Source organism: Pseudomonas sp. 22082 (assembly GCF_052046055.1).
Taxonomy (GTDB): Bacteria; Pseudomonadota; Gammaproteobacteria; order Pseudomonadales; family Pseudomonadaceae; genus Aquipseudomonas; species Aquipseudomonas pharyngis.
The window spans coordinates 230,471-252,719 of the sequence record NZ_JBQEQB010000006.1; the positions used below are offsets into that span (position 1 = coordinate 230,471).

Annotated in this window: 21 protein-coding genes and 1 riboswitch; of the genes, 15 read left to right on the plus strand and 6 right to left on the minus strand. The window is 61.9% G+C overall.

The window, feature by feature from the left end; genetic code table 11:
* Window positions 1-76 precede the first annotated feature (76 nt).
* The 4 genes from hldE to ACTJK9_RS09790 all read left to right on the plus strand — a co-directional run bounded on the left by hldE (window position 77) and on the right by ACTJK9_RS09790 (window position 4,103).
* Entirely contained in the window at window positions 77-1,498 is a 1,422-nt protein-coding gene (gene hldE / locus ACTJK9_RS09775) for a bifunctional D-glycero-beta-D-manno-heptose-7-phosphate kinase/D-glycero-beta-D-manno-heptose 1-phosphate adenylyltransferase HldE (RefSeq protein WP_064593041.1), read from the plus strand.
* A gap of 129 nt (window positions 1,499-1,627) precedes the next feature.
* Window positions 1,628-2,602, plus strand: a complete 975-nt coding sequence (locus ACTJK9_RS09780; RefSeq protein ID WP_085611090.1) for a glycosyltransferase family protein — start codon at window positions 1,628-1,630, stop codon at window positions 2,600-2,602.
* Window positions 2,603-3,289: a hypothetical protein gene (locus ACTJK9_RS09785; protein WP_064593049.1), complete on the plus strand. Its 687-nt coding sequence runs from the start codon at window positions 2,603-2,605 to the stop codon at window positions 3,287-3,289.
* Between the two features lie 13 nt (window positions 3,290-3,302).
* Window positions 3,303-4,103 (plus strand): hypothetical protein, encoded by an 801-nt coding sequence (locus ACTJK9_RS09790; RefSeq protein ID WP_085648056.1) that lies wholly within the window; start codon window positions 3,303-3,305, stop codon window positions 4,101-4,103.
* A gap of 4 nt (window positions 4,104-4,107) precedes the next feature.
* On the opposite strand, the gene ACTJK9_RS09795 is transcribed toward ACTJK9_RS09790, so the two are convergent.
* The 4 genes from ACTJK9_RS09795 to ACTJK9_RS09810 form a co-directional block, all read right to left on the minus strand.
* On the minus strand, window positions 4,108-5,073 hold the full coding sequence (locus ACTJK9_RS09795; protein WP_085611087.1) for a metal ABC transporter ATPase: 966 nt from the start codon (window positions 5,071-5,073) through the stop codon (window positions 4,108-4,110).
* Window positions 5,074-5,104: 31 nt separating this feature from the next.
* Entirely contained in the window at window positions 5,105-5,917 is an 813-nt protein-coding gene (locus tag ACTJK9_RS09800) for an aldo/keto reductase (RefSeq protein ID WP_440813571.1), read from the minus strand.
* Window positions 5,914-7,089 carry an NAD(P)/FAD-dependent oxidoreductase gene (locus tag ACTJK9_RS09805; RefSeq protein WP_085611085.1) on the minus strand — a complete coding sequence of 392 codons (1,176 nt, stop codon included), beginning with the start codon at window positions 7,087-7,089 and terminating at the stop codon, window positions 5,914-5,916. Before ACTJK9_RS09805 ends, ACTJK9_RS09800 begins: the two co-directional genes overlap by 4 nt.
* Window positions 7,090-7,270: 181 nt before the next feature.
* Window positions 7,271-7,603: a DMT family transporter gene (locus tag ACTJK9_RS09810; RefSeq protein WP_085611084.1), complete on the minus strand. Its 333-nt coding sequence runs from the start codon at window positions 7,601-7,603 to the stop codon at window positions 7,271-7,273.
* Window positions 7,604-7,706: 103 nt separating this feature from the next.
* On the opposite strand from ACTJK9_RS09810, the gene ACTJK9_RS09815 reads away from it, so the two are divergent.
* Both ACTJK9_RS09815 and waaA read left to right on the plus strand, forming a co-directional pair.
* A complete protein-coding gene (locus tag ACTJK9_RS09815) occupies window positions 7,707-8,609 on the plus strand; it encodes a LysR family transcriptional regulator (protein ID WP_085611083.1) in 903 nt (300 codons plus the stop codon).
* Window positions 8,610-8,620: 11 nt separating this feature from the next.
* Window positions 8,621-9,901 (plus strand): lipid IV(A) 3-deoxy-D-manno-octulosonic acid transferase, encoded by a 1,281-nt coding sequence (gene waaA / locus ACTJK9_RS09820; protein WP_440813575.1) that lies wholly within the window; start codon window positions 8,621-8,623, stop codon window positions 9,899-9,901.
* Window positions 9,902-9,932: 31 nt separating this feature from the next.
* On the opposite strand, the gene ACTJK9_RS09825 is transcribed toward waaA, so the two are convergent.
* On the minus strand, window positions 9,933-11,366 hold the full coding sequence (locus tag ACTJK9_RS09825; protein WP_039766588.1) for a TolC family outer membrane protein: 1,434 nt from the start codon (window positions 11,364-11,366) through the stop codon (window positions 9,933-9,935).
* A 196-nt stretch (window positions 11,367-11,562) separates the two neighbouring features.
* A riboswitch (TPP riboswitch) is annotated at window positions 11,563-11,668 on the plus strand.
* Window positions 11,669-11,814: 146 nt separating this feature from the next.
* On the opposite strand from ACTJK9_RS09825, the gene thiC reads away from it, so the two are divergent.
* Together thiC and cytX are read left to right on the plus strand one after the other, a co-directional pair.
* Window positions 11,815-13,704 carry a phosphomethylpyrimidine synthase ThiC gene (thiC, locus tag ACTJK9_RS09830; RefSeq protein ID WP_221398564.1) on the plus strand — a complete coding sequence of 630 codons (1,890 nt, stop codon included), beginning with the start codon at window positions 11,815-11,817 and terminating at the stop codon, window positions 13,702-13,704.
* Between the two features lie 170 nt (window positions 13,705-13,874).
* Window positions 13,875-15,167 carry a putative hydroxymethylpyrimidine transporter CytX gene (cytX, locus tag ACTJK9_RS09835; RefSeq protein WP_085611080.1) on the plus strand — a complete coding sequence of 431 codons (1,293 nt, stop codon included), beginning with the start codon at window positions 13,875-13,877 and terminating at the stop codon, window positions 15,165-15,167.
* Here the strand turns inward: cytX and ACTJK9_RS09840 are convergent.
* Window positions 15,136-15,882, minus strand: a complete 747-nt coding sequence (locus tag ACTJK9_RS09840; RefSeq protein ID WP_440813579.1) for an RsiV family protein — start codon at window positions 15,880-15,882, stop codon at window positions 15,136-15,138. The genes cytX and ACTJK9_RS09840 overlap by 32 nt on opposite strands.
* A 220-nt stretch (window positions 15,883-16,102) precedes the next feature.
* On the opposite strand from ACTJK9_RS09840, the gene ACTJK9_RS09845 reads away from it, so the two are divergent.
* From ACTJK9_RS09845 to ACTJK9_RS09875, 7 genes are all read left to right on the plus strand, one after another.
* On the plus strand, window positions 16,103-16,720 hold the full coding sequence (locus tag ACTJK9_RS09845; protein WP_064593070.1) for an NUDIX domain-containing protein: 618 nt from the start codon (window positions 16,103-16,105) through the stop codon (window positions 16,718-16,720).
* Window positions 16,711-17,163, plus strand: a complete 453-nt coding sequence (locus ACTJK9_RS09850) for a DUF1249 domain-containing protein (RefSeq protein WP_085611078.1) — start codon at window positions 16,711-16,713, stop codon at window positions 17,161-17,163. The genes ACTJK9_RS09845 and ACTJK9_RS09850 overlap by 10 nt, the downstream gene beginning before the upstream one ends.
* Before the next feature lie 104 nt (window positions 17,164-17,267).
* On the plus strand, window positions 17,268-18,083 hold the full coding sequence (gene cpdA / locus ACTJK9_RS09855) for a 3',5'-cyclic-AMP phosphodiesterase (protein WP_085611077.1): 816 nt from the start codon (window positions 17,268-17,270) through the stop codon (window positions 18,081-18,083).
* Window positions 18,084-18,178: 95 nt separating this feature from the next.
* The gene (locus tag ACTJK9_RS09860) at window positions 18,179-18,787 is read left to right on the plus strand and encodes a YqiA/YcfP family alpha/beta fold hydrolase (protein ID WP_064382909.1); all 609 of its coding nucleotides are present in this window, start codon (window positions 18,179-18,181) and stop codon (window positions 18,785-18,787) included.
* A gap of 42 nt (window positions 18,788-18,829) precedes the next feature.
* A complete protein-coding gene (gene parE / locus ACTJK9_RS09865; protein WP_440813583.1) occupies window positions 18,830-20,737 on the plus strand; it encodes a DNA topoisomerase IV subunit B in 1,908 nt (635 codons plus the stop codon).
* Entirely contained in the window at window positions 20,737-21,726 is a 990-nt protein-coding gene (locus tag ACTJK9_RS09870) for an esterase-like activity of phytase family protein (RefSeq protein WP_440813585.1), read from the plus strand. Before parE ends, ACTJK9_RS09870 begins: the two co-directional genes overlap by 1 nt.
* Complete coding sequence (locus ACTJK9_RS09875; RefSeq protein WP_085648065.1) at window positions 21,723-22,247, plus strand: retropepsin-like aspartic protease family protein; 525 nt, start codon at window positions 21,723-21,725, stop codon at window positions 22,245-22,247. Before ACTJK9_RS09870 ends, ACTJK9_RS09875 begins: the two co-directional genes overlap by 4 nt.
* Window positions 22,248-22,249: the final 2 nt, after the last annotated feature.

Sequence of the window (22,249 nt, forward strand, 5' to 3'; positions counted from 1 at the left end):
TTGCAGCCGCCGCACAAGCCTTCGCCAACCCTGTGTTAATATCGCGCCCCTGTTCATTTTGTATGTGGGTTGCTCCATGAAGTTGTCCATGCCGCGATTCGATCAAGCCCCTGTCTTGGTGGTCGGCGATGTCATGCTCGACCGTTACTGGCATGGTGGTACCTCACGGATTTCCCCTGAGGCGCCGGTTCCTGTCGTTAAAGTCGAGCAAATCGAAGACCGCCCGGGCGGTGCCGCCAACGTTGCCTTGAACATTGCCGCGCTGGGTGCGCCGGCGTCGCTGGTCGGTGTGACCGGTGACGACGAAGCCGCCGACAGCCTGAGCAACAGCCTCAAGGGTGCGGGCGTGCGAGCCTTGTTCCAGCGCATCGCGCACCAGCCGACCATCGTCAAGCTGCGGGTCATGAGCCGGCACCAGCAATTGCTGCGTATCGACTTCGAAGAACCGTTCGCCACCGACGCCCTGGCCCTTGGCGCGCAGGTCGACGACCTGCTCGAAGGCATCAAGGTGCTGGTGCTGTCCGACTACGGCAAAGGTGCCCTGAAAAACCATCAGGCGCTGATCCAGGCTGCGCGTGCCAAAGGCATTCCGGTGCTGGCCGACCCGAAGGGCAAGGATTTCTCGATCTACCGTGGCGCGAGCCTGATCACCCCGAACCTCAGCGAATTCGAAGCCATCGTCGGCGGTTGCGCCGATGAGCACGAGCTGGTGGCCAAGGGCGCGACGCTGATGCATGACCTGGATCTCGGCGCGCTGCTGGTCACCCGTGGCGAACACGGCATGACCCTGTTGCGTCCGGATCATCCGGCGCTGCATTTGCCTGCGCGGGCCCGTGAAGTGTTCGACGTGACCGGTGCCGGCGACACGGTGATTTCCACCCTGGCGGCCGCGATTGCCGCTGGCGAAGAACTGCCGCACGCGGTAGCGCTGGCCAACCTGGCGGCGGGCATCGTGGTCGGCAAGTTGGGTACGGCGGCGATCAGCGCCCCGGAACTGCGTCGCGCCATTCAGCGTGAAGAAGGTTCCGAGCGCGGTGTGTTGGGCCTGGAGCAGTTGCTGCTCGCGGTGGCCGATGCCCGTGCACACAACGAAAAAATCGTTTTCACCAATGGCTGCTTCGACATCCTGCATGCCGGTCATGTGACCTACCTGGAGCAGGCGCGGGCTCAAGGGGATCGTTTGATTGTCGCGGTCAACGACGATGCTTCGGTCAGCCGTCTCAAGGGGCCTGGCCGTCCGATCAACAGCGTCGACCGGCGCATGGCTGTGCTGGCGGGGCTTGGGGCGGTGGACTGGGTCATCAGTTTCCCTGAAGGCACGCCAGAAAACCTGCTGCGCGAGGTCAAGCCGGACGTGCTGGTCAAGGGCGGGGATTATGGGATTGACCAGGTGGTCGGCGCCGACATCGTGACGGCTTATGGCGGCACCGTGAAAGTGCTGGGACTGGTGGAAAACAGTTCGACGACCGCGATTGTCGAAAAAATCCGCAGTCGTTGATAGATGGATCTTTATCGTTTTCTACTGCGTGTGAACGGATTTTGCCTTGGGGATCTAACCGTTTCCGTTGATGTTGGCAGGTTTGAATCCGCTGCGCTTGCCTGCTTACGTCGTGTGGTCATTTAACCTATGAAAGTCATGCTCCTGGTGATGAACGAACAGCGGGTCATTCTCGACCGGCTCTACGACATCGTGCAGCAGAACTGTGATGAATGCGTCATCTATCGACTCAGCAAACAGCAACAGATGAACCTGGGGCCTTTTTTGGCCTCGGTTGATTACCAGACCTTTGATCGTGTCGTGATCTTCTCCAGAGTCAAGCGCCTGGTCCCGCAGTTGCGGGTGCTCAAGTGCATTCCCGGGCTGGTCTTTCTCGAACACGACGCCTACCAGAACTACATGCCCGCCAGTAAATATCGTGGCGTTTATTCGCGTCTCTACAGGCGCCTGCCGAGTTGCCGGGCGCTGGTATCCGGGGCGGTGGTCGCACGCAAGATGCTTGCTGAAGGCATCGACACGGTGTTCGTCTCCAAGGGTTATGACGAGCAGATGCTGCGCAACACCGGGTCCGAGCGCGACATTCCCATCGGTTTTCTCGGCAGCCTGAAGAGCACCGAGTACGCCCAGCGCAAGGCTCTGCTCGAATCGCTGGCGCAGCGTACCGGTATGCTGGTGACCCGCACCCGCTCCGGCACCGAATACCTGGAAACGCTCAATCGCATCAAGATTTTCGTCAGCGCCGACATCGGCATGAACGAGTTCATGATCAAGAACTACGAGGCCATGGCCTGCGGTTGTGTGCTGCTGGCCTGGAGTCAGGGCGAAGAAGACAAGTTGCTCGGTTTCGAAGACATGCACAACACCGTGTTCTATCGCAGCGAAGACGAGGCGGTGGAAAAGATCAAACTGTTGCAGGGCGATCCGGAGCTGTCGCAGCGTATCGCCAGCAATGGTCAGGCCTTTGCAGAAAGTCGCTATTCCTTCGCCCGTGTCGGCCAGGCCCTCGCCACTGAAATACAGCGCGAGATGCGCCCATGGCAGCCGCCGTCAGCATTCACGCGGTTCTGGGTGAAACTGCGTTTCGGCATGAAGGTGCCGGTCTGAATGAAGGATGAACACATGGCGCTGGATGCGCTCCCCGGCGGTAACCAGTCGGTGCTGGGCGCGTTGCCCGAGCCATTGCGCGAATGCCTGAGCCGCGCGCACCGGGTCGTCCTGATCGCGAATAACCCGGCCATCACGGCGGCGGATTTTCAGGCACTGAATATCAGCGCCAATGACGTCGTCGTCAGTTTCAACACCTGCATCAAGGCGCCGCTGCTCAACGAGCAAAGCTTGAACGTCTTCGTGCATGGCTATAACGCGCCGGACGCCTATTTTTTTGGTCTGCCTTACGGCCCGGACGTGCAACGGTTGTTCGAGCATGCGGGCGAGCGTTGTTTCACCATGCTGGTCGGCTGCGCCGCACCGATGTGTCCGTTGCCACGGGTGGCCATGTACTGGGATCGCATCCCGCTGCCGCCCCTGTGGAACTATCCGGTCGACCGACCGGGCGGCAAGCGCTACGTTGGGCCTTCGACCGGTTTCAATACGCTGGTGGTATTAGACTGGTTGCGCGGTCACGCCGGTTATTCCTATCAGCTCATGACCCTGGGGTTTTCTAACGAATCGGGGAAACTGTGGGGTGGGCATGCCTGGGATTACGAGCGCGACTGGCTGCAGCAGTCGGACGTCATTGTGGTGCCTTTGCAACCCCGTCGCTGGTGGCAAAAGCTCTTTCGCCAAAAATAAAAGGTGCTGTTGAGTGTTGAAAATTGCCGTCGCTTTTTTCGGGATCCCGAGAAATTCGCAGATTTGCTTCCCTTCCATTGAACAGAACGTTCTGGCGCAGTTTCCGGCGGGCAGCGACGTACAGTGCTTCTATCATTTGTACAAAATCGATGAAGTACAGAACTTGCGCTCAGGCGAAAAAGGCGAGTTGGCGGCTGACAACTATCAGCCGTTCGAATCGATGATCGGGGCCCTGACTTCGACTGACGGGGTGCTGGAGCGTTGGGATTTCGAGCAGGTCAAAGCGCAGGGCGATACCTGGGCCGATGACTATGCGTCGCTGCGCAACCTGATCTATCAGCTCAATTCACTGCACACCGTGACCAGCATGATCGAAACCTTCAATCCGGATTTCGTCGTGTTCGTGCGCCCGGACATTTTCTTCCACAACCCGCTGCCCGCCTATGTCTTCAATCATCCAGAGGCTCGGAGGCACTCTGCCTACATTCCGGACTGGCAGTGGTGGGGCGGGTTGAACGACCGCTTTGCCATTTGCGGGCGCGATACCTATGTCGCCTATGGCAAGCGGATCGAGCGCATTTTCCAATTCTGCAAAGCGACGGGAAGAAAGCTGCACTCCGAGCGCTTGCTCAAGTACGCGCTACAGCAGACCGGTGCCAAAGTCTGCACGCTACCGACCCAAGCCTCTCGGGTGCGAATCACCGGCGCTTTTGCCGAAGAGTCGTTTTCGCCCAAACGCGGCATGGGCAAGCGTGAAAACCGTTATTTCCATTTCTTCGCGACCTTGCGCACCTGGATCGATCGTCGGCGCTAATCGGCTATTTGCTCGCGCGTTTCTTGCCAATACCAACCAGACGCAGCGCCTTCAGACTCAATTGCTTGAGTCCCGCGCGAGGAGGCTTCGCCGGTTGCAGGCCCTGTTGCACGACCCAATCTTTCCAGCGAATCCGCTCTTCACGCACGACCCAGCCCGTCTGGGTCGCAAAGCTTTCGGCCAGATATAGTCCGCGGGTGCTGGCCGGCAGGAGCTTGTCGCGCTTGAGGGTATACAGCTCGGCCAAGGGCGCGCCGTCCTTGAGCGGCATCAGGTAGAGATCGGGGCGCTTGCGGTCCAGCCGAGCCACCAGTTGATCTCCCTCCAGACGCTCGTCGACGTGGAACAGGCTCAGGGATTTTGCCTCCTTGGGCACGTCCAGCCGCAGGTCGTAGATCAACTGCAGTGACGCGGTCGGCAAGTGCACGTAGGCCCGTGGCCGTTCGAGCAATTGCAGATTGGCGCAGCGCACCGGCCGCGCCGAGCCGGACAACGGCGTCAGGCGAAAGGGCAGGGCCTCGCGATAATGCAGCGCCGATGCGTACGGCGCCGGCAGCCAGGTGTCGTTGAAACGCCCGCCGAGCCAGCCTTCCGGGGTTTCCAGCAGGCACTCCTCGGCGATTTCCTGAATCGCCGTGTGCAGCGGGATATTCAGCTCATGGGCTGGCACGTAGCCGGAAATCAGTTTGAGCACCACGTCGCCGCGATCCTGCCGGCGCTGGCGTACCAGCACCCAGTAATCACGATTCTGCCAGTGCAGGGTCAGGCGCACCGAGACGCCGAGGTTGGCCAGCTCCAGCGCAAAGCGCTCGGCATCGGCCACGCTGACCGGCTTGCGCCGCTGCAGGGTCTGGGTGAAATTCAACGGCATGCCCACGCTCTGGTAGGTCAGGCCTTCCGGCGTGGCTTCGACGAACAGCGGCAGCGTCTTGAAGTTGCTCGGGTTCTTTCTGATGAGGGTACGCGGCATGTCGGCTCCTGCTTAAGGCCGCGAGGCGGCGTCAGTGACCACGAAGGACCTGGGCAACGGTCGCAACGTTGTGGGCGAGGTGCAGCGGATTGATGGTCCCGACAATGGCACTGGCCACGCCGGGCTGGGCGAACAGCAATTCGAAGCTGGCACGCACCGGGTCCACGCCGGAACTCAGGCACACATGACCGCTGGCCAGGGCCTTCTTCACCAGAATGGCTTTACCGTGGGCAGCAGCATAGTCAATGACCGCCTTCTCGTTTTGTTCGTTCAGATTGTAGGTGACCATCGCGCAGTCGCCTTGCTCCAGTGCTTTGAGGCCACCGTCGACGGTTTTGCCGGAAAAGCCGAAGCCGCGAATCTTGCCCTCGGCCTTCAGCGCCGCGAGGGTTGCGTAGACTTCGCTGTCGTTGAGGATCGCCAGATCGTTGCCATCGGAGTGCACCAGCACCAGGTCGATAAAATCGGTTTCAAGACGTTGCAGACTGCGCTCCACCGACATCCGGGTGTGAGCGGCGCTGAAGTCGTGGCTCGATTGGCCGTCGACAAATTCTTCGCCGACCTTGCTGACGATCACCCAGTCCTGACGCTCGCCGCGCAGCAGCGGGCCGAGGCGTTCTTCGCTGCGGCCATAGGCCGGCGCAGTATCGATCAGGTTGATACCCAGCTGGCGCGCCTGCTTGAGCAACATGCGCGCGGCGTCGTCGTCGGGGATCTGGAAGCCGTTGGGATATTTCACACCCTGGTCGCGGCCAAGTTTGACGGTGCCCAGGCCCAGCGGCGAGACCAGCAGCCCGGTGCTGCCCAGCGGGCGATGCAAATCGTGCAGGGTCGGCAGGCTCATGGCAGCAGTTGCTCCCAGGCGGGAACGCCCATCGGTGGTTTTGGCAGCTCGGGCAACGGAGCTGCGTGGCTTGGCTGGATGCCGTCGCGTTCCAGGGAGGCAATCACCCGGTCAGCGAAGTCCGGGGCCAATGCGAGCTTGGTTGGCCAGCCGACCAGCAGGCGACCTTCTTCGGCGAGGAACGCGTTGTCCGGACGGGTCAGGCCGGTTTGCAACGGTTCGGCACGATCGACGCGCAGGGTCGCCCATTGCACGGTGCTCAGGTCGATCCAGGGCAGCAGCTGTGCGATTTCCTTTTGTGCAGTGGCGATCTGCTCGGCGGGCTCACGGGCCACGCCTTCGGATTCGGCAATGTCGCCGCCCAGATACCAGACCCACTGACCGTCAGCGGCAGGGTGGGTGGTCACGGTGATGCGCGGTTTGGTGCCGCCACCGAGGCAGTGCGCGTACAGCGGCTTCAGGCCCGGGCCCTTGGCGATGATCATATGCAGCGGCCGACGTTGCATCGCCGGATGAGTCAGGCCCAAGGCAGTCAGCAGGTCGGCAGTACCGGCGCCGGCGCTGAGGACGATGCGCTGGGCGCGGATCTCGCGGCCATCGACTTTCAGACCGACCAGCACACCGCTTTCCAGTAACGGCTCGATGCCGTGGCCGGCGAGCAGACCGTCACCCGACAAATCCGCCAGACGCTGGATCAGGCTTGGCACGTCGATCACCAGCTCGGCGAGACGGTAGACCTTGCCCTTGAAACGCTTGTCCTGCAGGGCCGGTGGCAGTTGATCGCCCTTGACCTGATCGACCCGGCCACGCACCGCTTTGCTGGCGAAGAAACTGGTGAGGTTGCCGGCCAGGGTGCCCGGCGACCACAGGTAGTGGGCCTCGGACAGCAGGCGCACGCCGGTCAGGTCCAGTTCGCCGTTGCCGGCCAGGGCTTCACGCCAGCGGCGCGGCATATCGGCGATGGCTTCCGAGGCGCCGGTCAGCGCACCGTGCAGCGCGTACTTGGCGCCGCCGTGGATGATGCCCTGGGACTTCACACTCTGCCCGCCGCCGAGGCTGGCACTTTCCACCAGCACGGTCGAGAAACCCTGGCGACGCAGGCGCGCGTTCAGCCAGAGACCGGCGACACCCGCGCCGACAATCAGCACGTCGGTGGAAATTGGAGATGGCATGCAACGACCTCAGTGTTCAAGACAAGGGCGCAGTATACAGACTCGGGGATAAGGGGATTTGTCGATGATCAACAGAGGGGAAGGTGTCGGGCAATGTGGGAGCGGGCTTGCTCGCGAAATCGGTCTNACACACCGTCTTCGCGAGCAAGCCCGCTCCCACAGGGGGTTATGCATTAATCAGTTAATGGCCGGCGGTTTTGGAAAAGAGTTGAATCACCACCACGCCGAGCACGATCAGCGCCATCCCAAGCATTGCCGGGACATCCAGCTTCTGCCCATAGATGAACAGCGCCGCGACACTGACCATCACGATGCCCATGCCGGCCCACACCGCGTAGGCCACGCCCACCGGTACGCTGCGCACCACCAGGGTCAGCATCCAGAACGCAATGGCGTAGCCGACGATGACCAGCAGCAGTGGCAATGGTGTGCTGAAGCCTTTGACGGCTTTCATCGAAACGGTCGCGATCACTTCGGCGCAGATGGCGATGGCCAGGTAGACGTAAGCGTTCATGTTCAAGTCCTCGTGTGTAGCGTTGCTTTCTGAGGCGGCATTCTAGTGACTCCCCAGATGGGGTAAAGTCATTACCTATCTGTTTAAAAGATGGGTTGGCCTGATGAGCATGCAATGGAATCTGGAGCAGTTGCGGGTGTTTGTCGGCGTTGCCGAGCAGCGCTCGTTTTCCGCCGTGGCACGTCAGCAGCGCAAGGCGCAGTCGGCGATCAGCAGCGCGATTGCCATGCTCGAGGACGACCTCGGTGTCAGCCTGTTCGAGCGTAGCAGCGGCCGCCAGCCGAGTCTTACCGAAGCAGGGGAGGCGTTGCTGGAGGAGGCGCGTGAAGTGTTGCGCCAGTGCGAGCGCCTGAATGGCCGGGCCGTGGCCATGATGCGCGGGCAGGAAGCGCAGCTGCGGGTGGCCCAGGACGAAGCGATGCCCTATCAGGCGCTGGTGGAAAGCTTCGCCGCGCTGGCCGAGCAATTCCCGAGCCTGGAAGTCCAACTGACCAGCGCCGCCCAAGGTGAGGTTTCGCGCAAACTGGTGGAGCGCCGGGCCGATCTCGGGCTGTTGTTCTATCACGATGAAATCCCTGAAGCGCTGGAGCGCCGGGTGCTGGGCAGTGTGGAAATGGTCACCGTCTGCGGCGTCAAGCATCCCTTGGCAGCGCAGGCTTACGTCACCTGCCAGCAACTGGCGCAGCATCGGCAGTTGTTGATGTCGACCCAGACCAGCATTTATCCCGGCAACGAACCGGCCAGTCCGCAGGTGTGGCGTGCCGACAGTTTCTACGTGATGGCCGAATGGCTGGTGCGCGATCTCGGCTGGGCCTGGCTGCCGCGCCACGTGGTGCAATACTCGGCGTATCAGGGATTGATGGTGGAACTGGACAGCGAATGGACGCCGCCGGCATTGGTAGTGGAACTGGTCTGGCGCCGTGATGAACCGCTCGGGCCGGCGGCGCGTTGGCTGGCGGAGCGATTTGCCATACACCTGCGGGCGATCGGCGGCAAAAGCCGATAAACTCCGCCGCCATGAATAGAACTCTCTACACCGCGCTGTTTTACCTGGGGCTGCCATTGGTGGCGATTCGGCTGTGGCTGCGTTCGCGCAAGGCGCCGGCGTATGCCAAGCGGATTGGCGAACGTTTCTCCTATGGCCTGCCGACCTTGCAGCCCGGAGGTATCTGGGTTCACGCCGTCTCGGTGGGCGAGAGCATCGCGGCTGCGCCGATGATCCGCGCGCTGCTACAACGTTATCCACAGCTGCCGATCACCGTGACCTGCATGACGCCGACCGGTTCGGAACGCATTCACGCAATGTTCGCCAACGAGCCACGCATCCAGCACTGCTACTTGCCCTACGACTTGCCCTGCGCGGCGGCGCGTTTTCTGGATCGCGTACAGCCGAAACTGGCAGTGATCATGGAAACCGAACTCTGGCCGAACCACATTCACCAATGCGCCAAACGCGGGATTCCGGTGGCGCTGGCCAACGGACGCCTGTCCGAGCGTTCGGCCAAAGGCTATGGCCGCTTCAGCAAACTGACCGCGCCGATGCTCGCCGAAATGAGTCTGTTCGCCGTGCAGACCGAAGCCGAAGCCCAGCGCTTCCGCGATCTCGGTGCGCGCCCGGAGACAGTCGAAGTCACCGGCTCGATCAAGTTCGACCTGACCATCGACCCGCAACTGCTGCAACGCGCCGCTGAACTGCGCGGCCAATGGCAGGCGCTGGAGCGCCCGGTGTGGATCGCCGCCAGCACCCATGAAGGCGAAGACGAGGTGGTGCTGAACGCTCACCGTCGCTTGCTGGCCAACCATCCCGATGCGCTGCTGATTCTGGTGCCGCGTCACCCGGAGCGTTTCAACTCGGTGTTCGAGTTGTGCCAGCGTGAAGGCTTTGCCACGGTGCGTCGTTCCACTGGTGCGCGTGTCGATGCGCAGACTTCGGTGCTGCTCGGCGACACCATGGGCGAGCTGCTGTTTCTCTATGCCCTGGCCGACAGCGCGTTCGTCGGCGGCAGTCTGGTGCCCAACGGCGGCCACAATCTGCTGGAACCGGCAGCGCTGGCTAAACCGGTGATCAGCGGCCCGAATCTGTTCAACTTCCTCGATATCGCCGCGCAACTGCGCAGCGCCGGGGCCTTGGCCGAGGTGGATGACGCCGAAGGTCTGGCGACAGAGGTGCAGCGTCTGTTCGAACTGCCGCGCGACGCACAGCGCATGGCCGACGCCGGGCTGAGCGTGATGCGCCGCAATCAGGGCGCGTTGCAGCGTTTGCTCGATGGACTGGGAAGGTTGATCGACCGCCCATAAAAAACGCAGCCTCAGGGCTGCGTTTTTTTGTTCAAGGCCGGGCCTTTAGCTGGGCTTCGGCAGCCTTGGCCAGATCCGGCGGCAGGAAATCCTTGTCCGGGTTGTAGTCGGCTTTCAGATAACGCGTCAGATCCTGCAAGTCACCCGGGTTCAACGTCCCCGCTGCCTGCTTCAAGCGCAGGTTGTCGAGGATGTAGTCGTAGCGGGTGTTGTTGTAGTTGCGCACCGAGGTGTAGAGCTGACGCTGGGCGTCGAGTACGTCGACGATGTTGCGCGTCCCCACCTGATAACCGATTTCCGTGGCTTCCACCGCGCTCTGGTTGGAGATGATCGACTGGCGGCGCGCCTGCACCTGCTCGACGTCGGTGTTCACCGCGCGGTGCAGGTTGCGGGTGTTCTCCACCACTTGCCGGCGCAGGCCTTCACGCTGTTGTTCGGTCTGGTCCAGCCGCGAGTACGACTCGCGCACTTGCGAGCTGGTCAGCCCGCCGCTGTAGATCGGGATGTTCAGTTGCAGGCCCACAGTGCTCTGCTCGACGTTGCCACTGTACGGCGTACCGAACGCGTTCGGGTTGGAGAAGCCGAGGGCGTCGTTGTCGCCTTTTTCGTATTTGGCCACGGCGTCGAGGGTTGGCAGGTGCCCGGCCTTGCGCTGTTTCAGGGTCTGTTCGGCGGAGCTGACCGCGTAGTTGCTGGCCAGCAGATTGAGGTTCTGTTTCGCGGCGGTATCGACCCAGGCCTTGGCGTCGTTCGGCGCCGGCGGCAGGATCGGCAACGTGTGGACGATGCCCTGGATCGAGTTGTACTGGCGGTTGGTCAGGGTGATCAGCGCTTGGAACGCATCATCGACCTGACGCTGGGCGACGATCCGGTTGGCCCGTGCGGTATCGTAACTGGCTTGCGATTGCAGCACGTCGGTCTTGTCCGACAGGCCCACGTCGAAGCGCTCGTTGGACTGGTCGAGCTGGCGCTTGAACGCGGCTTCCTCGGCCTTGGTCGAGGCCAGGTTGTCCTGGCTGCGCAGCACGTTGAAGTAGCTTTCGGCGGTTTGCAGGATCAGGTTCTGCTCGGTGGCCGAAAGTTGCAGCGCGGCCTGCTCGTTGACGTCCTTGGCGGCCTGGTACTGGAACCAGCGATCGGCGCGGAACAGCGGTTGCGCCAGCGTCGCCTGATAGGAGTGCGCGCTGCGATTGGCGATGGCCGAGGGCTGGTCGATCGAAGTGCGCACGTTGGCGACTTCAGCGCCGCCGGACAGGTTCGGCAGCAGCCCGGCCCGGGCCTGGGGCACCACTTCTTTCTGCGCACCGTACTGGGCGCGGGCGGCGGCCAGGTCGGCGTTGTTGTCGACCGCTTCCTGGTAGACGCTGACCAGATCGGTCCTGGTCGATAAAGGCGCTTCTGCTGCCCAGGCCGTTGCGGTGGACGCACAAGACACGGCGACAGCCAGTGAGAGTTTGCGCAGCATGAGGCGATCCCTAGCATGAATATTATGGAAATAATCCGGGCGCCAAAGGTAAGGCGCGGCCCATGCAGCGTCAAGGCGCGGCATGGCGTAGCGAGTGTAGTAGCGCCGACGGCAGGCAACAATCTGCCAATTGCGCCATTCACCATGGTGTTTGCCACGGTGTTGGCGTTCTTTGCCGGTTGTGTCTAGACTGGCCGGGTTCTTGTCGGGGTGCCTTGCTATGAGGCTGAGATCGAATAATTTCGGATCCCGTTGAACCTGATCAGGTTAGCGCCTGCGTAGGGAACAAGATTTCTCGTCACCCGGCGAGTCCTCTTGTGCTTCGTCCGGGAAATTGTTCGACAATCGAACGCACGACGACGATGCACAGCACCAGTCCTGGTGCGTCCGTGCCTTTCAGGTTCTGCTCCGACAATCCACTGCCTGGATGCTGTCTGGAGAGCCCGTGATGACTACAAAATCTAAAAACGCGATCAACCTGAGTGACTCGGCCAAGGTCGACGAGCAGTCGGTTCAACCGTTCACCCGTTCGCAAAAAGTCTACGTTCAGGGCTCCCGCCCGGACATCCGCGTGCCGATGCGCGAAATTACCCTTGATGTGACCCCGACCGACTTCGGCGGCGAAATCAACGCGCCGGTCACCGTCTACGACACATCGGGCCCGTACACCGATCCGAACGTGGTGATCGACGTGCGCAAAGGTCTGGGCGACGTGCGTTCGGCATGGATCGACGACCGTGGCGACACCGAGCGTCTGCCAGGCCTGAGTTCGAATTTCGGTCAGGAACGCCTGGCCGATCCAGAGCTGACCAAGCTGCGTTTCGCCCACGTCAACAACCCGCGCCGCGCCAAGGCCGGGGCCAACGTCAGCCAGATGCACTACGCGCGCAAAGGCATCATCACCGCCGAGATGGAATACGTCGCCATCCGCGAAAACATGAAGCTGCAAGAAGCCCGCGCTGCCGGCCTGTTGAACCAGCAGCACGCCGGTCACAGCTTCGGTGCGAGCATTCCGAAAGAAATCACCCCTGAGTTCGTCCGCGAAGAAATCGCCCGTGGTCGCGCAATCATTCCGGCCAACATCAACCACGTCGAACTCGAGCCGATGATCATCGGCCGCAACTTCCTGGTGAAGATCAACGGCAACATTGGCAACAGCGCGTTGGGTTCGTCCATCGAAGAAGAAGTGGCAAAACTGACCTGGGGCATTCGCTGGGGTTCGGACACGGTGATGGACTTGTCCACCGGCAAGCACATCCACGAAACCCGCGAGTGGATCATCCGTAACTCGCCGGTTCCGATCGGCACCGTGCCGATTTATCAGGCACTGGAAAAAGTGAATGGCGTCGCCGAAGACCTGACCTGGGAGCTGTTCCGCGACACGCTGATCGAGCAGGCGGAGCAGGGCGTCGACTACTTCACCATCCACGCCGGCGTGTTGCTGCGCTACGTGCCGCTGACCGCCAAGCGTGTGACCGGCATCGTGTCCCGTGGCGGTTCGATCATGGCCAAGTGGTGTCTGGCGCACCACAAAGAGAACTTCCTCTACACCCACTTCGACGAAATCTGCGAAATCATGAAGGCCTACGACGTCAGCTTCTCGCTGGGCGACGGTCTGCGTCCGGGCTCGATTGCCGACGCCAACGACGAAGCGCAATTCGGCGAACTGGAGACCCTCGGCGAGCTGACCAAGATCGCCTGGAAGCACGACGTGCAATGCATGATCGAAGGCCCCGGCCACGTGCCGATGCAGTTGATCAAGGAGAACATGGACAAGCAGCTGGAGTGCTGCGACGAGGCGCCGTTCTACACCCTCGGCCCGCTGACCACCGACATCGCACCGGGTTACGACCACATCACCTCGGGTATCGGTGCGGCGATGATCGGCTGGTTCGGTTGCGCGATGCTCTGCTACGTGACGCCGAAGGAACACCTGGGTCTGCCGAACAAGGATGACGTGAAGACCGGGATCATCACCTACAAAATCGCGGCCCATGCGGCGGATTTGGCCAAGGGGCACCCGGGCGCGCAGATCCGCGACAACGCCTTGAGCAAGGCGCGTTTCGAATTCCGCTGGGAAGACCAGTTCAACCTCGGTCTGGACCCGGACACCGCCCGTTCGTATCACGATGAAACCCTGCCGAAGGATTCGGCGAAGGTCGCGCATTTCTGTTCGATGTGCGGGCCGAAATTCTGCTCGATGAAGATCACTCAGGAAGTCCGCGAATACGCGGCCAACCAGCGGATCGATGCGGTCGACGTGGACGTCGCCCAGGGCCTGGCGGAACAGGCCGAGCGGTTCAGGAAGGAAGGCAGTCAGCTGTACAAAAAAGTTTGATCCCGCACTGATCGTTCCCACGCTCTGCGTGGGAATGCCTCTAGGGACGCTCCGCGTCCAGTGACGCGGAGCGTCACGGGCTGCATTCCCACGCGGACGGTTCGACGCCTCGACGTGGGAACGATCACACGGGTCAGCACAACAACAAATGTCCCTCTGAGATAACACCCTTGAGCATTCAACCCGGTACTTATTCCCCCGACCTCGCCGTGCCCGCCGACAAGCGTGTATTCGGCGGTCGGGATCTGTTCTCCCTTTGGTTTTCCCTCGGCATCGGCCTGATGGTATTGCAGACCGGCGCGTTGCTGGCGCCGGGGCTGGGCCTTTCGGGATCGCTGCTGGCGATTTTTCTCGGCACCCTGGTTGGCGTCCTGTTGCTGGCCGCCGTTGGCGTGATCGGCAGTGACACCGGCCTGTCGTCGATGGCCGCGCTGAAACTCAGCCTCGGCAGCAAAGGTGCGAGCCTGCCGGCGCTGCTTAATCTGCTGCAACTGATCGGTTGGGGTTCGTTCGAAATCATCGTCATGCGCGATGCGGCCAGCCTGCTTGGCACCCGTGCGTTCAGCGAAGGTTCGCTGTGGGCCAGTCCGATGCTGTGGACGCTGTGTTTCGGTGCGCTGGCGACCTTGCTCGCGGTCAGCGGGCCGTTGACGTTCGTGCGCAAGATCCTGCGCAAGTGGGGCATCTGGCTGATTCTGGCCGCGTGCATCTGGCTGACGTGGAACCTGTTCGCCAAGGCCGATCTCGCCGCCTTGTGGGCTCAGGCCGGGGATGGCTCGATGCCGCTCGCCGTGGGTTTCGACATCGCCATCGCGATGCCGCTGTCGTGGCTGCCGCTGATTGCCGACTACTCGCGTTTCGGCAAACGGGCGAAGAATGTGTTCGGTGGCACCGCCATCGGTTTCTTCATCGGCAATTTCTGGCTGATGAGCCTCGGCGTCGCCTACACCCTGGCCTTTGCGCCAAGCGGTGAAGTCAACGCGCTGCTGCTGGCACTGGCCGGCGCCGGTCTGGGGATTCCGCTGTTGCTGATTCTGCTGGACGAGTCGGAAAACGCTTTCGCCGACATTCACTCGGCAGCGGTTTCCAGCGGGATTCTGTTGCGTCTGAAAGTCGAGCATCTGGCGCTGGCCATCGGTGTGATCTGCACTCTGATCGCCTTGCTCGCGCCGTTGGCGCAGTACCAGAACTTCCTGCTGCTGATCGGCTCGGTGTTCGCGCCGCTGTTCGGCGTGGTGCTGGTGGATCACTTCATCTTGCGCAAGCGCAGTGCTCAGGTGGCGTCGGCCGCCTTGCGCTGGCCGGCACTATTGGCCTGGCTGGGTGGCATCAGCACCTATCACCTGCTGGCCAATCTGTATCCGGATGTCGGCGCGACCCTGCCGGCGCTGGTGCTGGCAGGGCTGCTGCAACTCGTGCTCGGCCGGGCTTTCAGTTACGGCCGGGAAACAGCTCGGGCTTGAGAATGCCGTTCAGGCGCGGGTAAGGGATCTTCAGTTCGACGTGGCCCAGCGCATAAGGCGCAATGGTGGTCACGTCGTACTTGAGGATCACGCCGCCGTAGGTCAGCGCCACGTTCGGGGTTTTGACGAACGGCCAGCTCTTCACGAATTCCGGTTCCTGATCGAGCTTGGTGCTGATCAGCCAGCTGTTGTGCGCCACTTGCGCCGCTTTCCAGAACGCCTCTTCCTGACCCGGCAGCAGCATGTCCACCAGGGTCAGCATCTTGTGCTGCTGACGCGAATAGTTGATGAAACCGCGTCCCGGCGTACCGTGGGCACCGCCGGTGTCCAGGTAGCTCGAGGTTTCGATGATCACCAGACCGTCATGCTGCTCGCGTACTTTCGCCTGCAAATAGCTGCTGTTGCGCGGGCCGGCGTTGGCCAGGAACTGCTCGCGATACGCTGCCAGCGTCGGCGCCACCCGGGCGTTCGGTGCGGTGCGGGTCATTTGCAGCAGGCGTTTTTCGATGATGCCGTCCAGCGCCGGTTCTGCCGGGAAGCGCAACGTATCGATGTTCACCAGCGGACAGTCCTGGTTGGAACAACCCGGTTTCAGCGTTTCCGAGGCGTCGCGGGTGGTTTCCAGCGGCGTGCGATAGTTGGGCTGGAACAGGCTGGCGCAGGCGCCCAGGGTCAGGGCGATGGCGGCCACGGAGGCAATTTTGAAAAGCGACATGGGCGTCCTTTCTGAAGCAGGGGAAGGCAAAAAGTTACCGCTTCGACTCTCAACGAAGCGGTCAGTTCGCCACTAAGCTAATTAGAGTGGGTTTCGCCTCCACCGTCCATCCCGCTGACAGTAAAGGGGCTGCATCAAACGTCACGGGCGCGTTAGGATGGCGCGAAGTCGAGGTCGCAAGAAGGCGCCTCGTGTTGGATTTGCAGTAAAGAGGATGCTCATGACCGATTTTGCCAAAGCCATTCCGAGCGCCGTCGATATCGTGCGACGCGAGCAGTGCTACAAGGGCTTCTACAAGCTCGACCGTCTGCACTTGCGCCACGAACTGTTCGCCGGTGGCATGAGCCGCGAAATCAATCGTGAAGTGTTCGTGCGCCACGATGCCGTGTGCATGCTGCCTTACGATCCGCAGCGCGATGAAGTGGTGCTGATCGAGCAGTTTCGCGTCGGGGCTCTGGGCAAGGCGGACAACCCGTGGCTGGTGGAACTGGTCGCCGGTCTGATCGACAAGGACGAACAGCCGGAAGAAGTTGCTCACCGCGAGGCACAGGAGGAAGCTGGGCTGGACATCAAGGCCCTGTGGCCGATGACCAAATACTTTCCGTCACCGGGCGGCAGCAACGAATTCGTGCATCTGTACCTGGGGCGTTGCAGCACCGAAGGCGCGGGCGGCCTGCATGGGCTGGAGGAAGAAGCCGAAGATATTCGCGTCACGGTCTGGGCTTTTGAAGATGCCCTGCAGGCCGTACGTGACGGACGGATTGCCAATGCGGCGAGCATCATCGCCTTGCAGTGGCTGGCGCTCAATCGCGCCGAAGTGAGGGGGCTATGGTCGTAAACAAGTTGCGCGATCGCTACCGCGTCGACCTTGCGGGGCTGCAAGCCGCCTGCGAGGCGAACTATGCGCGCCTGATGCGACTGTTGCCGGACATGCGCAGCGACCCCGAAGCGCGGCGCATCGCGGTGACCCAGGGCGACCAGATGCTTGGCGTGCTGGCGCTGGAAGTGCTGCAGACCTGTCCCTACACCACGACCTTGCAGGTGCGCCAGGAACACAGCCTGCCGTGGCTGCCGGTGCCGCAACTGGAAGTGCAGGTCTATCACGACGCACGCATGGCCGAGGTGATCAGCGCCGAGCATGCGCGACGTTTTCGCGGCGTCTATCCTTACCCGAATGCGGCCATGCACCAGCCGGACGAAAAAGCCCAGCTCAATCTGTTCCTGGGTGAATGGCTGAGTCATTGTCTGGCGTGCGGACACGAATACGCGGCAGTCCGATAACCAGCGCAAGTTGTGAACTGCGTCCGGTTCGCCGGTTTCTCTTTGTGGTGTCCCCCCGCATAATTGCCGCTCCTATCCAGCCCGTGATCCCCGGGGAGAACGCCTTGCCGAGCGTATCGACTTTGACCACCGCCGACACGGCGTTGCTGGTGCAACTCTCTGACAGCCATCTGTTCGCCGAGGCGGACGGAGCGCTGCTGGGCATGAACACCCGCGAGAGTCTGCAAAAAGTCATCGAGCTGGTGCTCGAACAGCAACCGCGGATCGACCTGATCGTTGCCAGCGGCGACCTGTCCCAGGACGGTACGCTGGAGTCCTACCAGCAATTTCGGCAGATGACGGCGCAGATCAACGCACCGGCCCGCTGGATCCCCGGCAATCACGACGAACCGCAGATCATGGCTCAAGCGACTGTGAAGAGCGCGTTGCTGGAGTCCGTGGTGGATGTCGGCAACTGGCGAGTGACCCTGCTCGATTCGGCGGTGCCCGGATCGGTGCCGGGGTATTTGCAGGATGACCAACTGCAATTGCTCGCCCGCTCCCTGAGTGAAGCGCCGGATCGCCATCATCTGGTGTGCTTTCACCATCATCCGGTGTCGATCGGTTGCGCCTGGATGGAGCCGATCGGCTTGCGCAATCCGGAAGCATTTTTTGAGGTGCTCGACCGTTTCCCGCAGGCCCGCGCAGTTTTGTGGGGGCATGTGCATCAGGAAATCGACCGCGAACGTAACGGCGTAAGGCTGATTGCCTCGCCGTCGACCTGCATTCAGTTCGAGCCAGGCAGTGAAGATTTCAAGGTCGGCGAGCAGGCACCGGGGTATCGCTGGTTGCGCTTGTTGCCGGATGGGCGGCTGGAGACCGGCGTGGAGCGTGTCACCGGTTTTGATTTTCAGGTGGATTACGGCTCCAACGGTTACTGATGACGGGTGCAGCGCTGATTTCCTCGGGTGCTGGCCCAACACCCCCTGACTCCCTGTAAACTCCGCTTTCTTAAGCCGACGCCCAGGGAGCTCAAATGTCCGGTTCGATTCTCTATATCCATGGTTTCAACAGCGCGCCGGCCTCGAAGAAGGCCTGTCAGCTGGTCGAGGTGATGGAACGGCTGGGTCTGAGCGATCAACTGCGTGTGCCGGCGCTGCATCACCACCCGCGTGAAGCCATCGGTCAGCTGGAACAGGCAATCGCCGAACTCGGCCGGCCATTGCTGGTGGGAAGCTCGCTCGGCGGCTACTATGCGACTCACCTGGCCGAGCGCCATGGCCTGAAAGCCTTGCTGGTCAACCCGGCCGTCAGTCCGCACCGGATGTTCGACGGATACCTGGGCACCCAGAAAAACCTGTACACCGACGAAACCTGGGAGCTGACCCACGACCACGTGACGGCCCTGGCCGAGCTGGAAGTGCCGGCGCCGCAGGATCCGCAGCGTTATCAGGTATGGTTGCAGACCGGGGATGAAACGCTGGATTATCGCCTTGCCCAGCAGTATTACCGGGCCTGTGCCTTGCGCATTCAGGCCGGCGGCGACCACAGCTTCCAAGGATTTGTTACACAATTGCCGGCATTGCTCAGCTTTGCCGGGATTGGCGCCGATACCTATCAGGCAATCGATTTCACCGCACTGTGAAGTCTTGCCCCATTTTCATTGAATCACTGACGACGAGACCCTATGGCCACTCCCAGCGCTAGCTCCTATAACGCCGACGCCATCGAAGTCCTCTCGGGCCTCGACCCGGTGCGCAAGCGCCCCGGCATGTACACCGACACCAGTCGGCCGAACCACCTCGCCCAGGAAGTCATCGATAACAGTGTCGACGAAGCCCTGGCCGGCCACGCCAAATCGATCCAGGTCATCCTCCACGCCGACCATTCGCTGGAAGTCTGCGACGACGGCCGTGGCATGCCGGTTGACATCCACCCGGAAGAGGGGGTGTCGGGCGTTGAACTGATCCTCACCAAGCTCCATGCGGGCGGCAAGTTTTCCAACAAGAACTACCAGTTCTCCGGCGGTCTGCACGGGGTGGGTATTTCCGTGGTCAACGCCTTGTCGACCCAGGTACGGGTGCGGGTCAAGCGTGACGGCAACGAATACGAAATGACCTTCGCCGACGGCTTCAAGGGCACCGATCTGCAAGTGATCGGCACCGTCGGCAAGCGCAATACCGGGACCAGCGTGTACTTCGCGCCGGACCCGAAATACTTCGACTCACCAAAATTCTCCATCAGCCGCCTCAAGCACGTGCTCAAGGCCAAGGCCGTTCTGTGCCCGGGGCTGTTGATCAGTTTCGAAGACAAAGGCACCGGCGAAAAGGTCGAGTGGCATTACGAAGACGGCCTGCGCTCCTATCTGGTGGATGCGGTCAGCGAATTCGAGCGCCTGCCGGATGCGCCGTTCTGCGGCAACCTGGCCGGCACCAAGGAAGCGGTCGAGTGGGCGCTGCTGTGGCTGCCGGAAGGCGGCACCTCGGTCACTGAAAGCTACGTCAACCTGATCCCGACGGAGCAGGGCGGCACCCACGTCAACGGCCTGCGTCAGGGCTTGCTCGACGCGATGCGCGAGTTCTGCGAATTCCGCAGCCTGCTGCCGCGCGGCGTGAAGCTGGCACCGGAAGACGTCTGGGAACGCATTGCTTTCGTCCTGTCGATGAAGATGCAGGAACCGCAATTCTCCGGTCAGACCAAGGAACGTCTGTCTTCCCGTGAAGCGGCGGCGTTTGTCTCCGGTGTGGTCAAGGACGCGTTCAGCCTGTGGCTCAACGCCAACCCGGAAACCGGTCTGGCCCTGGCAGAGCTGGCAATCAGCAACGCCGGCCGTCGCCTGAAAGCCAGCAAGAAAGTCGAGCGCAAACGCATCACCCAGGGCCCGGCATTGCCGGGCAAACTGGCCGATTGCGCCGGGCAGGACCCGATGCGTTCCGAGCTGTTCCTGGTGGAAGGTGATTCCGCCGGCGGTTCGGCCAAGCAGGCGCGAGACAAGGAATTCCAGGCGATCCTGCCGTTGCGCGGCAAGATCCTCAACACCTGGGAAGTCGACGGCAGCGAAGTGTTGGCCAGCCAGGAAGTGCACAACATCGCCGTGGCCATCGGTGTCGATCCGGGCGCCGAGGACATGAGCCAGCTGCGCTACGGCAAGATCTGCATCCTCGCCGACGCCGACTCCGACGGTCTGCACATCGCGACCTTGCTCTGCGCCTTGTTCGTCCAGCATTTCCGCCCGCTGGTGGATGCCGGTCATGTCTATGTGGCAATGCCGCCGCTGTACCGCATCGATCTGGGCAAAGAAATCTACTACGCCCTCGACGAAGCCGAGCGCGACGGGATCCTCGACCGTCTGGTGGCCGAGAAGAAGCGCGGCAAGCCGCAGGTCACCCGATTCAAAGGTCTGGGTGAAATGAACCCGCCGCAACTGCGCGAAACCACCATGGACCCGAACACCCGGCGCCTGGTGCAGTTGACCCTCGGGGACGACTTCGCACAGACCTCGGAAATGATGGACATGTTGCTGGCGAAAAAGCGCGCCGGCGACCGCAAGACCTGGCTCGAATCCAAGGGTAACCTCGCCGAGGTTCTGGCCTGATGCGGTTTGGCTGGGCCTTGGCGGGTGCATTGCTGCTGGGTTCGATGACGGTGACGGCAGAGCCTGTGCAAGAGCTGCGCGTGCTCGCCGAACACCCGGTCGAAGGCATGCGCGGCGGCAACCTGTCGGGGCTGGCCTTGTGCGGCAATGACCTGTGGACCGTTTCGGACCGCGACGATGATCAGATCTACCGTCTCGATATCCGCGACCGGGTCTGGCAGGCTACGGCCGTACGCATCGATCCGCCGAAAGTGCCGGACAGCGGCTTGCCGTGGGGCATCAGTTCGCGCACCTGGGCGGCGTCGTTCATTCGGGGCGGGGATCTGGATTTCGAAGGCATCAGCTGTGACAGCGCAGGCAACCGCTACATCGTCAGCGAGGCCCACGCGGCCGTGCTGCAAGTACCGCCGCAGGGGCCGTCGTCGTGGCTGAAAATCTCGCCGATGATGGTGCGCGAGGCGCGGGCCAGCGGCATGTTGCTGCAGTTCAACGCGATATTTGAAGGTCTGGCGATCAGTCCGGCGGGCGATCAGATGTGGCTGGCTGCCGAGCGGCAAAGTCGCGGTTTGTTGCTGATCAAACGCCAGCAGACGGTATGGGATTGTGACGGTCGCTGCGTGCTGCTCAGTGAAGGCGGCATGGAAATGCAACCGCCGCAGTTCCCGAAAGCCCGTCCGGTCAATCGGGATTTTTCCGATATCTCCCTGTTCAACGGCAAGCTGTTTACCCTTGAGCGCAACGCGTACCAGATCTGTCGTCGCGATGCGCAGACGGCCAGGGTCGAGCTCTGCTGGTCGTATGCGGCCGAGCTGTTGCAGGCCAATCGGCGTTATTCGCAGAACTTCGGCCTGGAAGAGGCGCTGGTGGTCGATGCTCAGGGGGCCTGGATCGGCGTCGACAACAATTTCGGCCCGCGCGCCGATGGCGAGGTTCGCCCGATCATCTGGCGTTTCGCCGCGCCTGAGGGTGGCTGGAGCGCCAAGCCGTGAGCCAGCAACCGCCGGGCAAGCGTGCCGGTCGGGTGCTGATGATTCTGGCCTGGTGCGCGGCGCTGTTTCTGGCCACGCGGTTTTTCGGCCAGTGGGAAGAACGCCAGCGTAATCCCAATGTGGAAGTGGCTTCGCAGCAGGGCAATGGCTTTATAGAAGTGAAACTGATCGGCAACGCCCAGGGACATTTTGTCGCCAGCGGCCTGATCAACGGTCGGCCGGTGGAGTTCATGCTCGACACCGGCGCGACCGATGTGGCAATCCCGGCCGAGGTGGCGAAAGACCTCAGGCTGGAAGAAGGTTTCGGTGTGACCTTGAGCACGGCCAATGGCCTGAGCCAGGGCTATCGCACCCGTATCGACCGCCTGCAACTGGGCGACATCGTGTTGCGGGATGTCCGCGCACTGGTGGCGCCCGGCCTGCATGGCGATCAGGTGCTGCTCGGCATGAGCGCCCTGAACAAACTTGAATTTACCCAGCGCGGTGGCACCATGCTGCTGCGCCAGACAACGAACCGATGAGG

What these genes read in the sequence shown, in the direction of transcription:
- hldE (WP_064593041.1), top strand. Translation starts at nt 77, where the DNA reads ATGAAGTTGTCCATGCCGCGATTCGATCAAGCCCCTGTCTTGGTGGTC.
- ACTJK9_RS09780 (WP_085611090.1), top strand. Translation starts at nt 1,628, where the DNA reads ATGAAAGTCATGCTCCTGGTGATGAACGAACAGCGGGTCATTCTCGAC.
- ACTJK9_RS09785 (WP_064593049.1), top strand. Translation starts at nt 2,603, where the DNA reads ATGAAGGATGAACACATGGCGCTGGATGCGCTCCCCGGCGGTAACCAG.
- ACTJK9_RS09795 (WP_085611087.1), bottom strand. Translation starts at nt 5,073, where the DNA reads ATGCCGCGTACCCTCATCAGAAAGAACCCGAGCAACTTCAAGACGCTG.
- ACTJK9_RS09800 (WP_440813571.1), bottom strand. Translation starts at nt 5,917, where the DNA reads ATGAGCCTGCCGACCCTGCACGATTTGCATCGCCCGCTGGGCAGCACC.
- ACTJK9_RS09805 (WP_085611085.1), bottom strand. Translation starts at nt 7,089, where the DNA reads ATGCCATCTCCAATTTCCACCGACGTGCTGATTGTCGGCGCGGGTGTC.
- ACTJK9_RS09810 (WP_085611084.1), bottom strand. Translation starts at nt 7,603, where the DNA reads ATGAACGCTTACGTCTACCTGGCCATCGCCATCTGCGCCGAAGTGATC.
- ACTJK9_RS09815 (WP_085611083.1), top strand. Translation starts at nt 7,707, where the DNA reads ATGAGCATGCAATGGAATCTGGAGCAGTTGCGGGTGTTTGTCGGCGTT.
- waaA (WP_440813575.1), top strand. Translation starts at nt 8,621, where the DNA reads ATGAATAGAACTCTCTACACCGCGCTGTTTTACCTGGGGCTGCCATTG.
- ACTJK9_RS09825 (WP_039766588.1), bottom strand. Translation starts at nt 11,366, where the DNA reads ATGCTGCGCAAACTCTCACTGGCTGTCGCCGTGTCTTGTGCGTCCACC.
- thiC (WP_221398564.1), top strand. Translation starts at nt 11,815, where the DNA reads ATGACTACAAAATCTAAAAACGCGATCAACCTGAGTGACTCGGCCAAG.
- ACTJK9_RS09840 (WP_440813579.1), bottom strand. Translation starts at nt 15,882, where the DNA reads ATGTCGCTTTTCAAAATTGCCTCCGTGGCCGCCATCGCCCTGACCCTG.
- ACTJK9_RS09845 (WP_064593070.1), top strand. Translation starts at nt 16,103, where the DNA reads ATGACCGATTTTGCCAAAGCCATTCCGAGCGCCGTCGATATCGTGCGA.
- ACTJK9_RS09850 (WP_085611078.1), top strand. Translation starts at nt 16,711, where the DNA reads ATGGTCGTAAACAAGTTGCGCGATCGCTACCGCGTCGACCTTGCGGGG.
- ACTJK9_RS09860 (WP_064382909.1), top strand. Translation starts at nt 18,179, where the DNA reads ATGTCCGGTTCGATTCTCTATATCCATGGTTTCAACAGCGCGCCGGCC.
- parE (WP_440813583.1), top strand. Translation starts at nt 18,830, where the DNA reads ATGGCCACTCCCAGCGCTAGCTCCTATAACGCCGACGCCATCGAAGTC.
- ACTJK9_RS09870 (WP_440813585.1), top strand. Translation starts at nt 20,737, where the DNA reads ATGCGGTTTGGCTGGGCCTTGGCGGGTGCATTGCTGCTGGGTTCGATG.